Origin of the sequence: Petropleomorpha daqingensis (genome assembly GCF_013408985.1) — a bacterium.
Lineage (GTDB): Bacteria > Actinomycetota > Actinomycetes > Mycobacteriales > Geodermatophilaceae > Petropleomorpha > Petropleomorpha daqingensis.
The window spans coordinates 4,145,272-4,158,484 of sequence record NZ_JACBZT010000001.1 but is presented as its reverse complement, the minus strand read 5'-3'; the positions used below and the strand labels follow the sequence as shown (position 1 = coordinate 4,158,484).

General features: G+C 72.3%; 7 protein-coding genes. 3 read left to right on the top strand and 4 right to left on the bottom strand.

Going from position 1 to position 13,213, the window contains the following annotated elements; genetic code table 11:
* The first annotated feature begins 14 nt into the window (after positions 1-14).
* Genes GGQ55_RS20555 through GGQ55_RS20545 form a run of 3 tightly spaced genes read left to right on the top strand, consistent with a single transcriptional unit; the run spans position 15 to position 4,437 of the window.
* The gene (locus tag GGQ55_RS20555) at positions 15-662 is read left to right on the top strand and encodes a TetR/AcrR family transcriptional regulator (protein WP_179719937.1); all 648 of its coding nucleotides are present in this window, start codon (positions 15-17) and stop codon (positions 660-662) included.
* Positions 656-2,404, top strand: coding sequence for an ABC transporter ATP-binding protein (locus GGQ55_RS20550; protein ID WP_179719935.1), 1,749 nt, complete (start codon positions 656-658; stop codon positions 2,402-2,404). The genes GGQ55_RS20555 and GGQ55_RS20550 overlap by 7 nt, the downstream gene beginning before the upstream one ends.
* Complete coding sequence (locus tag GGQ55_RS20545) at positions 2,401-4,437, top strand: ABC transporter ATP-binding protein (protein ID WP_179719933.1); 2,037 nt, start codon at positions 2,401-2,403, stop codon at positions 4,435-4,437. Before GGQ55_RS20550 ends, GGQ55_RS20545 begins: the two co-directional genes overlap by 4 nt.
* On the opposite strand, the gene GGQ55_RS20540 is transcribed toward GGQ55_RS20545, so the two are convergent.
* The 4 genes from GGQ55_RS20540 to gltB all read right to left on the bottom strand — a co-directional run bounded on the left by GGQ55_RS20540 (position 4,415) and on the right by gltB (position 13,101).
* Positions 4,415-5,278 carry an acyl-CoA thioesterase gene (locus GGQ55_RS20540; RefSeq protein ID WP_366489848.1) on the bottom strand — a complete coding sequence of 288 codons (864 nt, stop codon included), beginning with the start codon at positions 5,276-5,278 and terminating at the stop codon, positions 4,415-4,417. The two genes, GGQ55_RS20545 and GGQ55_RS20540, sit on opposite strands and share 23 nt — an antisense overlap.
* On the bottom strand, positions 5,275-6,693 hold the full coding sequence (gene pyk, locus GGQ55_RS20535; RefSeq protein ID WP_179719931.1) for a pyruvate kinase: 1,419 nt from the start codon (positions 6,691-6,693) through the stop codon (positions 5,275-5,277). Before pyk ends, GGQ55_RS20540 begins: the two co-directional genes overlap by 4 nt.
* 239 nt (positions 6,694-6,932) lie before the next feature.
* Positions 6,933-8,435 (bottom strand): glutamate synthase subunit beta, encoded by a 1,503-nt coding sequence (locus tag GGQ55_RS20530; protein WP_179719929.1) that lies wholly within the window; start codon positions 8,433-8,435, stop codon positions 6,933-6,935.
* Entirely contained in the window at positions 8,428-13,101 is a 4,674-nt protein-coding gene (gene gltB, locus GGQ55_RS20525; protein WP_218859360.1) for a glutamate synthase large subunit, read from the bottom strand. Before gltB ends, GGQ55_RS20530 begins: the two co-directional genes overlap by 8 nt.
* Positions 13,102-13,213: the final 112 nt, after the last annotated feature.

The window sequence follows — 13,213 nt, the reverse complement described above, 5'->3', positions numbered from 1 at the left end:
TGTAGTGTGTGGCCGTGACCACACCGTCCCGCCGCGCTGCGGCCCTCCCGCCCGAGGAGCGGCGTGAGGCGCTGATCGCCGCCACCCTGCCGCTGGTGCTCGAGCACGGCACCGACGTGAGCACCCGGCTGATCGCCGAGGCCGCCGGTGTCGCGGAAGGCACCATCTTCCGGGTCTTCCCGAGCAAGCAGGACCTCATGGAGGCGGTGCTCGCCAGCGCCTTCGACCCCTCCACCGTCGTCGATGCGATCGCCGAGCTGGACCGGACGGCGCCGCTGGAGGACCGGCTGGTCGCCGCGGTGGAGCTCATGCAGGCGCGCGGTCGCCGCATCGCCGGCCTGATGCACGCCTTCGCCGCGCACGGGTCGCTGCCGCACCGCGAGCACGACCGCGACCGCGGCTGGCGGATCCGTGCCTCCGAGGCCCGCGTGGTCGACGCCCTCGCGCTGCTCGTCGACCCCGACCGCGACGAGCTGCGCTGCTCGCCGCAGGAGACGGCACGCCGGCTCCGGCTGATCACGCTGGCGCTGAGCAGCCACCGCCTGGTCGACACCGAGCCCCTGCCGCCCACCGAGATCGTCTCGCTGCTGCTCGACGGCCTGCGCCGACGGGACACCGCCCCTCCGCGGCCCGCGCACACGATGGAGGTCCCCGCATGCTGATCCGGCTGCTGCGCGGTCACCTGCAGCCCTACAAGCGTCCGCTGCTGGCGGTGGTCGGCCTGCAGCTGGTCTCCACCATGGCCTCGCTGTACCTGCCCAGCCTCAACGCCGACATCATCGACAGCGGGGTCGTGACCGGGGACACCGGCTACATCCTGCGCGTCGGCGGCCTGATGCTCGGGGTCACCGTCGTGCAGATCGCCTGCTCGATCGGCGCGGTCTGGTTCGGCGCCCGCACCGCGATGGCGTTCGGTCGCGACGTGCGCGGCGCCATCTTCGGCCGCGTCGGGACGTTCTCCGCCCAGGAGATGGCCCGGTTCGGCGCGCCCTCGCTGATCACGCGCACGACCAACGACGTCCAGCAGGTGCAGATGCTCGTCGTCATGACCTGCACGCTGATGATCGGCGCACCGATCATGTGCATCGGCGGCGTGATCATGGCGCTGCGCGAGGACGTCGGCCTGTCCTGGCTCATGCTCGTCTGCGTCCCGGCGCTGCTCGTCTCGATCGGCGCGATCGTCGTCCGGATGGTGCCGCAGTTCCGCGCCATGCAGGTGCGCATCGACAACGTCAACCGCGTGCTGCGCGAGCAGCTCACCGGCATCCGCGTGGTCCGCGCGTTCGTCCGCGAGCGGCACGAGGTCCGCCGGTTCGGCGCCGCCAACGCCGAGCTCACTAACACCGCGCTGCGGGCCGGACGGCTCCAGGCGCTGATCTTCCCCACCGTGCTGCTGATCCTGAACGTCTCCAGCGTCGCGGTGCTGTGGTTCGGCGCCGGCCGGGTGGACTCCGAGGAGATCCAGATCGGCGCGCTGACCGCCTTCCTGCTCTACCTGACGCTCATCCTCATGTCGGTCATGATGGCGACGTTCATGGCGGTCATGATCCCGCGCGCCTCGGTCTGCGCCGACCGGATCATGGAGGTCGTCTCCACCGACTCCTCGATCGCCCCGCCGACCGCGCCGGTCACCGACGTGCCCGCCGTCGGCGAGCTGGAGTTCCGGGACGTCGAGCTGCGCTACCCGGGTGCGGCGGCGCCGGTGCTGCGCGGCATCTCCTTCCGCGCCGAGCCCGGGAAGACGACGGCGATCATCGGCAGCACGGGCGCGGGCAAGTCGACGCTGCTCTCCCTCGTGCCGCGGCTGCTCGACGTCACCGGCGGCGCGGTGGTCGTCGACGGGGTGGACGTCCGCGAGCTGGCGCCCGACGAGCTGTGGGACCGGATCGGCCTGGTGCCGCAGAAGGCGTTCCTGTTCAGCGGCACGGTCGCGAGCAACCTGCGCTACGGCCGGACCGACGCGACCGACGAGGAGCTCTGGGCCGCGCTCGAGATCGCGCAGGCCACCGACTTCGTCAGCGCGCTGCCGGAGGGACTCGAGGCGCCGGTGAGCCAGGGCGGCACGAACTTCTCCGGGGGTCAGCGGCAGCGGCTGGCGATCGCCCGCGCGCTGGTCCGCCGTCCGCAGATCTACCTGTTCGACGACTCGTTCTCGGCCCTCGACCTGGCCACCGACGCCCGGCTGAGGACGGCGCTGCGGCCGTGGACCCGCGAGGCGACGGTGCTCATCGTCGCCCAGCGGGTCTCCACGATCGCCGACGCCGACCAGATCGTCGTCCTCGAGGACGGCCGGGTCGCGGGCCTGGGCACGCACGACGAGCTGCTCGAGACCTGCCCCACCTACCAGGAGATCGTGGAGTCCCAGCACGCGATGGAGGCCAGCACCGTGGAGACGCCGGCATGACGCGCCCCACCACCGCCCCCGAGCGCCCGGTCGGCCCGCCGCCCCGGCCTGCGGGGCCCGGCTTCGGCCGCGGACCGATGGCCGCGATGGGCATGCCGGCGGCGAAGGCGATGTCGTTCGGCCCCTCGATGAAGCGGCTGCTGGGCCGCCTCTCCCCCGAGCGCGGCATGCTCGTCGGCGTCGTCCTGCTGGCGATCACCGCCGTCGGGCTGTCGGTGTCGGGTCCCAAGCTCCTCGGCCGGGCGACCGACATCATCTTCGCCGGGATCCTCGGCCGGCAGCTGCCTGCGGGGCTGACCACCCAGGAGGCCGCCGACGCGGCCCGGGCGGCCGGGCACGGCAACGTCGCCGACATCATCACGAGCAACCACGTGGTCCCCGGGCACGGCATCGACTTCGGCGCGCTGGGCACCGTGCTGCTCTGGGCGATCGCGCTGTACGCGGGCGCCTCGCTGTTCAGCTGGCTGCAGGGCTACCTGCTCACCACCGCCGTGCAGCGGTCGATGTTCCGGCTGCGCACCGACGTCGAGGCCAAGCTGCACCGCCTGCCGCTGCGCTACTTCGACACCCAGCCCCGCGGCGAGCTGCTCAGCCGGGTCACCAACGACATCGACAACATCGCCCAGAGCCTCCAGCAGACGCTGAGCCAGCTGCTCACCTCGCTGCTGACCGTGATCGGCGTCGTCGTGCTGATGCTGGTCATCTCCCCGCTGCTGGCGCTGATCGCCCTGGTGACCATCCCGATCTCGATGGCGATCACCACCCGGATCGCCAAGCGCTCGCAGAAGATGTTCGTCGCCCAGTGGAAGAACACCGGCGCGCTCAACGCGCACATCGAGGAGGCGTTCACCGGTCACGAGCTGGTGACCGTCTTCGGCCGGCAGCGCGAGGTGCAGCGGTCCTTCGAGGAGCGCAACGAGGACCTCTTCCGCGCCAGCTTCGGGGCCCAGTTCGTCTCGGGGCTGATCATGCCGGCGATGATGTTCCTCGGGAACCTCAACTACGTGGCCGTGGCCGTCGTCGGCGGCGTCCGGGTGGCCACCGGCGCGATCAGCCTCGGCGACGTGCAGGCGTTCATCCAGTACTCCCGGCAGTTCATGCAGCCGCTGACCCAGGTCGCCTCGATGGCCAACCTGCTGCAGTCCGGCGTCGCCTCCGCCGAGCGGGTCTTCGAGCTGCTCGACGCCGAGGAGCAGGTCCCCGACCCGGTGGACGCCGTCGTCCCCACCACCCGGCGCGGCCGGGTCGAGTTCGAGCACATCTCCTTCCGCTACTCCCCCGACCAGCCGCTGATCGAGGACCTCTCGCTGGTCGCCGAGCCCGGGCAGACGGTCGCCATCGTGGGCCCGACCGGGGCCGGCAAGACGACGCTGGTGAACCTGATCATGCGGTTCTACGAGCTGGACGCCGGCCGGATCACCCTGGACGGCGTCGACATCACCGCGCTGCGCCGCGAGGACCTGCGGGCGCACGTCGGCATGGTGCTGCAGGACACCTGGCTGTTCGGCGGCACGATCCGGGACAACATCGGCTACGGCGACCCGGAGGCGAGCGACGAGCAGATCCACGCCGCGGCCGAGGCGGCCTTCGTCGACCGGTTCGTGCGCAGCCTGCCCGACGGCTACGACACGGTCCTGGACGACGAGGCGAGCAACGTCAGCGTCGGGGAGAAGCAGCTGATCACGATCGCCCGCGCGTTCCTGGCCGACCCGTCGCTGCTGATCCTCGACGAGGCGACCAGCTCGGTGGACACCCGCACCGAGGTGCTCGTGCAGCACGCCATGGCGGCGCTGCGGGCCGACCGGACCAGCTTCGTGATCGCCCACCGGCTGTCCACGATCCGCGACGCCGACCTGATCCTGGTCATGGAGGCCGGCCGGATCGTCGAGTCGGGGACCCACGAGGAACTGCTCGCCGCCGGCGGCGCCTACCAGCGGCTCTACGCCAGCCAGTTCCGCGGGCCGGCCGACAGCGAGGAGGACGCCGTCACCGGGAAGGCGCCCGCCGTCGTCACTCCCGGACGGCGCGGATGAGCCCCTCCTGGGCCACCGTGGCGACGTGCTCGCCGTCGACGGTCCAGATCTGGCCGATGCACAGCGCGCGACCGGCCGAGGCCACCGGGCTGTCGCCCTCGTAGAGGAACCACTCGTCGGGGCGCATCGGCCGGTGGAACCAGACCGTGTGGTCGAGGCTCGCGCCCATGAAGCCGCCCCAGCCGACGCCCAGCCGGGCCACGCCGGACGAGAGCAGGGTGAGGTCGCTGGCGAACGTCAGCGCCGCGGCGTGCACGGCGGGGTCGTCGGGCAGCCGGCCGGCCACCCGCAGCCAGGTCCGGTGCTGGGTGTCCGGGTACTTCTTGGCCACCGGCGAGAAAGGGTCCTCGAGGAACCGCTGCTCGACCGCGGCGCTCATCGCCTCCATGAAGGCCCCTCGCTCCGGGTGCCGGGCGACGACGTCGGGGATGCCGGGCAGCCCCTCGGGGCCGGGGACGTCCGGCATCGGCAGCGAGTGCTCGGCCAGCGCCCGCTCGCCGGCGGTGAAGTCGGCCGTGAGGGCGTAGATGGCGACGTCCTCGCCCTTGCGCCGCTGGTGGGCCAGGACGCGACGGGTGCTGAACGTGCGGCCGTCGCGGATCCGCTCGACGACGTAGCGGATCTCCTCGTTCGGGTCGCCCGGGCGCAGGAAGTAGGAGTGCAGCGAGTGCACGCTCCGGTCGCCCGGCGTGGTCAGCCCGGCGGCCATCAGCGCCTGCCCGGCCACCTGGCCGCCGAAGACCCGCTGCGAGGGCGTCGTCGGCGTCTGGCCGACGAAGACGTCCTCCTCCCGCTCCTCGAGCCCGAGCACCGCCATCAGCGGCGCGGTGGACTCGCTCACGAGTCGGTGCCCACCTCGTGGACCCGGATCAGGTTGGTCGAGCCGACGGTGTTCGGCGGGCTGCCGGCCACGACGACGACGCGGTCGCCCTCCTTGAGCCGGCCGATCGACAGCAGCGAGAAGTCCACCTGCCGGACCATGTCGTCGGTGTGCGAGACCTCGGGGACGATGAACGTCTCCACGCCCCAGGACAGCGCCAGCTGGCTGCGCACGCGGGCGTCGATCGTGAAGGCCAGCAGCGGCTGGCGGGGGTGCAGCGCGGCGAGCCGGCGCGCGGTGTCGCCGGTCTGCGTGAAGGTCGCCAGCGCCTTGACGTCGAGGGTCTCGCCGACGTCCTTGGCCGCGCGCACGATCGCGCCGGAGCGCGACCGCGACCGGCGGCTCACCTCGGGTGCGCGGATCTCGCCGTGGCTCTCGACGGCGTCGATGATCCGTTCCATCGTCCGGACGGCGGCGATCGGGTGCCTGCCGACCGAGGTCTCCCCCGACAGCATCACCGCGTCCGCGCCGTCCAGGACGGCGTTGGCGACATCGGAGGCCTCAGCACGGGTCGGCCGCGACGACTCGATCATCGACTCGAGCATCTGCGTGGCGACGATGACCGGCTTGTTCCGCTCGCGGGCCGCCTGGACGGCGCGCTTCTGCACGAGCGGCACCTGCTCGAGCGGCAGCTCCACGCCCAGGTCGCCACGGGCCACCATGATCCCGTCGAAGGCCTCGACGATCGCCTCGAGGTTGTCGATCGCCTCCGGCTTCTCCAGCTTGGCGATGACCGGGACCTCGATGTCCTCCTGGCGCATGATCTCGCGCACCAGCTCGACGTCGGCCGGCGAGCGGACGAACGACAGCGCGACGAAGTCGACCGACAGGTGCAGGGCGAAGCGCAGGTCCTCCTCGTCCTTGTCCGACAGCGCCGGCACGCTCACCGCGACGCCGGGCAGGGACAGGCCCTTGTTGTTGGAGACCGGGCCGCCCTCGGTGACCAGGCACCACACGTCGGGGCCGTTCACCTCGACCACGGACAGCGCGAGCTTGCCGTCGTCCACCAGGAGGCGGTCGCCGACGCGCACGTCGTTGGCCAGGCCCTTGTAGGTGGTGGAGACGCGCTGCGCGGTCCCGGGCACGTCCTCGACGGTGACGCAGACGCGGCTGCCGGTCTCCCAGACGACGGGACCGTCGACGAAGGTGCCGAGGCGGATCTTGGGGCCCTGCAGGTCGGCGAGGACGGCGACCGCGTGGCCCGTGCGATCGGAAGCCTGGCGCACCGCGGTGTAGGCGGCGGCGTGGTCCTCGTGCGCGCCGTGGCTGAAGTTGAGGCGGGCGACGTCCATGCCCGCTTCGACGAGCGCGGTGACCTGTTCCAGGCTGCTCGTCTTCGGTCCCAGCGTGCAGACGATCTTGGCGCGGCGCGTCATGGCGCAAACGCTATCGGGACGCCCCCCGGCCTGCCGGAGCCACCCCTGTGAGCGCTCACATCCGCCTCAGGAGTTCACCGTCGCTCCCCTCGCTGCTCTTGCGGTTCTTCTCTCGCTCTCGCGGTCCTGCAGCACCGCAAGAGCAACAGGAACACCGCGAAAGTGGGGACCCCACGGCCCAGGAGACGACTCGGGCCGGGCCCCGCCACACGGCGAGGACCCGGCCCGGGTCGAGCGGATCAGCGCAGCGCGACCGCCGTCGGGGTGATCGGGCGGGGCAGCATCGAGTCGCCGGTCAGCCAGCTGTCGGCGGCGGCCGCGGCGGCGCGGCCCTCGGCGATCGCCCAGACGATGAGCGACTGGCCGCGGCCCATGTCGCCGGCGACGAAGACGCCGGGCACGGTGGACATGAACTCGCCGTCGCGGGCGACGTTGCCGCGCTGGTCGACCTCGACGCCGAGGGTGTCGACGAGGCCCTCCCGCTGCGCGCCGGTGAAGCCCATGGCCAGCAGCACCAGCTCGGCGGGCAGCTCCTGCTCGGTGCCCTCGATCTTCTGGAACCGGCCCTCGACCCGCTCGACCTCGTGGAGCAGCAGCGCGCGCACGTGGCCGTGGGCGGGGCCGTCCTCATGACCCAGGAAGCGCTCGGTGTTGACGGCGTAGAGCCGCTCGCCGCCCTCCTCGTGCGCGCTGGAGACGCGCATGATCATCGGGTAGGTCGGCCAGGGGTTGCTGCCGTGGTCACGGCGGTCCGGCGGCGCCGGCATGATCTCCAGCTGCGTCACCGAGAGCGCGCCCTGCCGGTGCGCGGTGCCGAGGCAGTCGGCGCCGGTGTCACCGCCACCGATGATCACCACGTGCTTGCCCGTCGCGGTGATCGGCGGCTCGTCGAGCTCGCCGAGCGCCTGCCGGTTGCCGAAGGGCAGGTACTCCATGGCGAGGTGGATGCCCGTGAGCTCGCGGCCCGGGGCGGGCAGGTCGCGGCCGACCGTGGCGCCACCGGCGAGGACGACGGCGTCGAACTCCTCGCGCAGCTGCTCGACCGACAGGTCGCCGTCCGCAGGGCCGCCGACCTCGACGCCGGTGACGAACCGGGTGCCCTCGGCCCGCATCTGGTCCAGCCGCCGGTCCAGCACGGCCTTCTCCATCTTGAACTCGGGGATGCCGTAGCGGAGCAGCCCACCGATCCGGTCGGCCCGCTCGTAGACGGTGACGTCGTGCCCGGCGCGGGTCAGCTGCTGCGCGGCGGCCAGCCCGGCCGGGCCGGAGCCGACGACGGCGACCTTCTTGCCGGTGCGCTCCTGCGCCGGCCGCGGCGTCACCAGGTCGCGCTGGAACGCCTGGTCGATGATCTCCCACTCGATCTGCTTGATCGTGACCGGCGACTCCTGCAGGTTGAGCACGCAGGAGCCCTCGCACGGCGCCGGGCACAGCTTCCCGGTGAACTCCGGGAAGTTGTTGGTCGCGTGCAGCCGCTCGATCGCCTCGGACCAGTCGTCCCGGCGGGCCAGGTCGTTCCACTCGGGGATGAGGTTGCCCAGCGGGCAGCCGTGGTGGCAGAACGGGATGCCGCAGTCCATGCAGCGGGCGGCCTGCTCCCGGACGTCGGCGAGCGGGAAGACCTCGTCCTCCCCGTTCTTGCGGGAGAGGTAGACGTCCTTCCAGTCCAGCAGCCGCAGGTCGACCGGGCGCCGCGGCGGCAGCTTCCGCTCGTACTTGAGGAAACCGGTCGAGTCAGCCACGAGCAGCCTCCATCAGCGCCCTGTCCACATCCGTACCGTTCGCTTCCGCCATCCGCTGCGCCTCGAGAGCGCGGCGGTAGTCGCGGGGCATGATCACGCTGAACTGGTCGGCCCAGCGTCCCCAGTCGGCCAGCAGCGCCCCGGCCACCGGCGACTCGGTGTCCTCCGAGTAGCGCACCAGGACGTCGCGCAGCCACTGCGCGGACTCGACGTCGAGCGGCTCGATGTCGACCATCTCGGTGTTCACCCGGTGCACGGCGAGGTCGAGCACGTAGGCGATGCCGCCGGACATGCCGGCCGCGACGTTCCGGCCGGTCGGGCCGAGGATCACCGCGCGCCCGCCGGTCATGTACTCCAGCGCGTGGTCACCCACGCCCTCGACGACGGCCAGCGCACCGGAGTTGCGCACGCAGAACCGCTCGCCGACCCGGCCGCGCAGGAAGATCTCGCCACCGGTCGCGCCATAGCCGATCACGTTGCCCGCGACGACGTTGTCCTCCGCCGCGAAGGTGGCCTCGCGCGCCGGCCGGACGATGATCCGCCCGCCGGACAGGCCCTTGCCCACGTAGTCGTTGGCGTCGCCGAACAGCCGCATGGTCATGCCCCGGGGCACGAACGCGCCGAACGACTGCCCGGCCGACCCGGTGAAGGTCAGGTCGATCGTGCCGTCGGGCAGGCCCTCGCCGCCGAAGCGGCGGGTGACCATCGAGCCGAGCATCGTGCCGACCGTGCGGTTGACGTTGCGCACCGGCAGCTCGAGGCTGACCGGCCGCGCGTCGAGCAGCGCTCCCTCGCACAGCTGGATCAGCGTCTGGTCCAGCGCGATGTCGAGGGCGTGGTCCTGCTCGCGCACCCGCCGCCGGGGCGTGCCCTCGGGCAGCTCCGGGACGGCGAGCACCGGTGTGAGGTCCAGGCCCGCGGCCTTCCAGTGGTCGACCGCCTTGCGCGTGTCGAGCAGCTCCACGTGGCCGATCGCCTCGTCCAGCGAGCGGAAGCCCAGCTCGGCGAGGTAGCCCCGGACCTGCTCGGCGAGGAACTCGAAGAAGGTGACGACGAACTCCGGCCGCCCGGTGAACCGCTTGCGCAGCTCCGGGTTCTGGGTCGCGACGCCGACCGGGCAGGTGTCCAGGTGGCAGACGCGCATCATCACGCAGCCGGAGACGACCAGCGGCGCGGTCGCGAAGCCGTACTCCTCGGCACCCAGCAGGGCGCCGATGATCACGTCGCGGCCGGTCTTCATCTGCCCGTCGACCTGCACGGTGATCCGGTCGCGCAGCCCGTTGGCCAGCAGCGTCTGCTGGGTCTCGGCCAGGCCGAGCTCCCACGGCGAGCCGGCGTGCTTGAGCGAGGTCAGCGGCGCCGCGCCGGTGCCGCCGTCGTGCCCGGAGATCAGGACGACGTCGGAGTGCGCCTTGCTCACCCCGGCCGCGACCGTGCCGACCCCCACCTCGGAGACCAGCTTGACGTGGACCCGCGCCTGGTTGTTGGCGTTCTTCAGGTCGTGGATCAGCTGCTTGAGGTCCTCGATCGAGTAGATGTCGTGGTGCGGCGGCGGGCTGATCAGGCCGACGCCCGGCGTGGAGTGCCGGGTGCGCGCCACCCACGGGTAGACCTTCTGGCCGGGCAGCTGGCCGCCCTCACCGGGCTTGGCGCCCTGGGCCATCTTGATCTGGATGTCATCGGCGTTGACCAGGTACTCGCTGGTGACGCCGAAGCGGCCGCTGGCGACCTGCTTGATCGCCGAGCGGCGCAGGTCGCCGTTCGGGTCGGGCACGAAGCGGTCGGGGTCCTCGCCGCCCTCGCCGGTGTTCGAGCGGGCACCGAGCCGGTTCATGGCGATGGCGAGCGTCTCGTGGGCCTCCTGCGAGATGGACCCGTAGCTCATCGCGCCGGTGGAGAACCGCTTGACGATCTCGCTGACCGGCTCGACCTCGTCGATCGGCACCGGCGCGCGCACGCCGGTCTTCAGCGTGAACAGGCCGCGCAGCGTCGCGGCGTCCGCCGAGAGCTCGTCGACGGTCTGCGTGTAGCGCTCGAAGACCTCGTACTGCCGCGACCGGGTGGCGTGCTGCAGCAGGAACACCGTCTCGGGGTTGAACAGGTGCACCTCGCCCTCGCGGCGCCACTGGTACTCGCCGCCGGTCTCCAGCCGGCGGTGCGCCCGCTCGGTCGGGTTCGGCGGATAGGCCCGGCGGTGCCGGACGGCGACCTCCTCGGCCAGGACGTCGATGCCCACGCCGCCGAGCGGGGCGGAGGTGCCGGTGAAGTACTCGTCGACGATCTCCCGCGACAGGCCGATGGCCTCGAAGATCTGCGCCATCGTGTACGAGCCGACGGTGCTGATGCCCATCTTGCTCATGACCTTGAGGACGCCCTTGCCGAGCGCCTTGACCATGTTGCGGATCGCCTGGGCCGGCTCGACGCCCACCAGCGAGCCGTCGCGGATGAGATCCTCGACGCTCTCGAACGCCAGGTACGGGTTGACCGCGGCGGCGCCGTAGCCGAGCAGCAGCGCGACGTGGTGCACCTCGCGGCAGTCGCCGGACTCGACGACCAGGCCGACCTTCATCCGGGTCTTCTCCCGGATCAGGTGGTGGTGCACCGCGGCGGTCATCAGCAGCGACGGGATCGGCGCGCGCTTCTCGTCGGCGTCGCGGTCGGACAGCACGATGACCCGCGCGCCGGCGGCGATCGCCTTGCTCACCTTGGTGCGCAGGTCCTCCAGCGCCTGGGCGAGGCCGGGGCCGCCGCCGTTGACGTCGAAGTGACCGGTGATCCGGACGGCGGCGAAGCCGGGCAGGTCGCCGTCGTCGTCGATGTGCAGGATCTTGGCCAGCTCGTCGTTGTCGATGACCGGGAACGGCAGGAACACCTGCCGGCAGGACGCCGGGACGGCCTCGAGCAGGTTCTGCTCCGGGCCGAAGGTCCGCCCGAGGCTGGTCACCAGCTCCTCGCGGATGGCGTCCAGCGGCGGGTTGGTCACCTGCGCGAACAGCTGCCCGAAGTAGTCGTAGAGCAGCCGCGAGCGGTCCGACAGCGCCGCCACCGGGGTGTCGGTGCCCATCGAGCCGATCGGCTCGGCGCCGGAGGAGGCCATCGGCGTCAGCAGGACGCGCAGCTCCTCCTCGGTGTAGCCGAACACCAGCTGCCGGCGCACGACCGACTCGTGGCTGGGCCGCGCGCGCCGCCGCTCCGGCAGCGAGGGCAGCTGGACCAGCCCGGCGTGCAGCCAGTCGTCGTACGGCTGCGCGGCGGCCAGGGCGCCCTTGACCTCCTCGTCGGACACGATCCGCCCGGCGGAGGTGTCGACGAGGAACATGCGGCCCGGCTGCAGCCGGCCCTTGGCGACGACGTCGGCGGCCGGGATGTCGAGCACGCCGACCTCGCTGGCCAGGACGACGAGGTCGTCCTTGGTGTGCCACCAGCGGCCGGGGCGCAGGCCGTTGCGGTCGAGGACCGCGCCGATGAGCGTGCCGTCGGTGAACGCCACCGCGGCCGGCCCGTCCCAGGGCTCCATGATCGAGGCGTGGAACCGGTAGAAGGCCCGGCGGGCCGGGTCCATCTCGTCGTGGTTCTCCCACGCCTCCGGGATCATCATCAGCACCGCGTGCGGCAGCGACCGGCCGGACAGGTGCAGCAGCTCGAGCGCCTCGTCGAAGGTCGCCGAGTCGCTGAAGTCGCCGGCGGTGATCGGGAAGATCCGCTCCAGGCCGAGCTCGGCGGCCGGGCTGCCCTCGGGGGCGTCGAACAGCTGGGTCTCGAGCATCGACTCGCGGGCCCGCATGCGGTTGCGGTTGCCCTTGATCGTGTTGATCTCGCCGTTGTGCGCGATCAGCCGGAACGGGTGGGCCAGCGGCCAGCTCGGGAAGGTGTTGGTCGAGAACCGGCTGTGCACCAGGGCGATCGCCGACTCGTAGCGCTCGTCGCGCAGGTCGGGGAAGAACGCCGGCAGCTGGTCGGTGGTCAGCATCCCCTTGTAGGTGATGGTCCGCGACGACAGCGACGGCAGGTACAGGGAGCTGCCGGCCTCGCGGGCGGAGCGCTCGGCCCGCTTGCGCAGCACGAAGGCGCGCCGCTCCAGCCGGCTCACGCCGTTGCACTCGACGTTGCCGCCGAAGGCCTTCTCGTCGGCGCGCGCGGCCATGGTCTCGGCGACGAACAGTTGCGCGAAGTGCGGCATGACCGCGCGGGCGGTCGGGCCGACGTCGGCGCCGTCGGGGTCGACCGGCAGCTCGCGCCAGCCGAGGACGGTCAGGCCCTCCTCGGCGGCCAGGCGGGCGACGTCCTCGACCCGGGCGGCGCGCTCGGTCTCGTCGACCGGCAGGAAGGCCACGCCGACGGCGTACTCCCCCATCGGCGGCAGCTCGAAGTCGACCTCGGCGCGCAGCAGCGCGTCGGGGACCTGCGTGAGGATGCCCGCGCCGTCGCCCGAGTTCGGCTCGGAGCCGGCGGCGCCGCGGTGGTCGAGGTTGTGCAGTGCGGTGAGCCCGGCCGCCACGATGGCGCGCGAGCGTCGTCCCCGGGCGTCGGCGACGAAGGCGACGCCGCAGGCGTCCTTGTCGTTGGCCGGGTCGTACAGCCCGTGCGCCGCCGGGACGGCGGAGAAGGGCACCGCGGGCCGCGTCAGCGGGGACATGGGCACGGCGGGGGCGGTGAGGTCGGACATGTCACTCCCGTCGTCGGCGTGGTCCCGCGCCTGGGGGAAGAGGTCGCGGGCGAGAGCCGGGGTGTTCGAAAGGTGGGCGGCGGTGGAGCCGCGTCGCCGGACGCGTACGTCC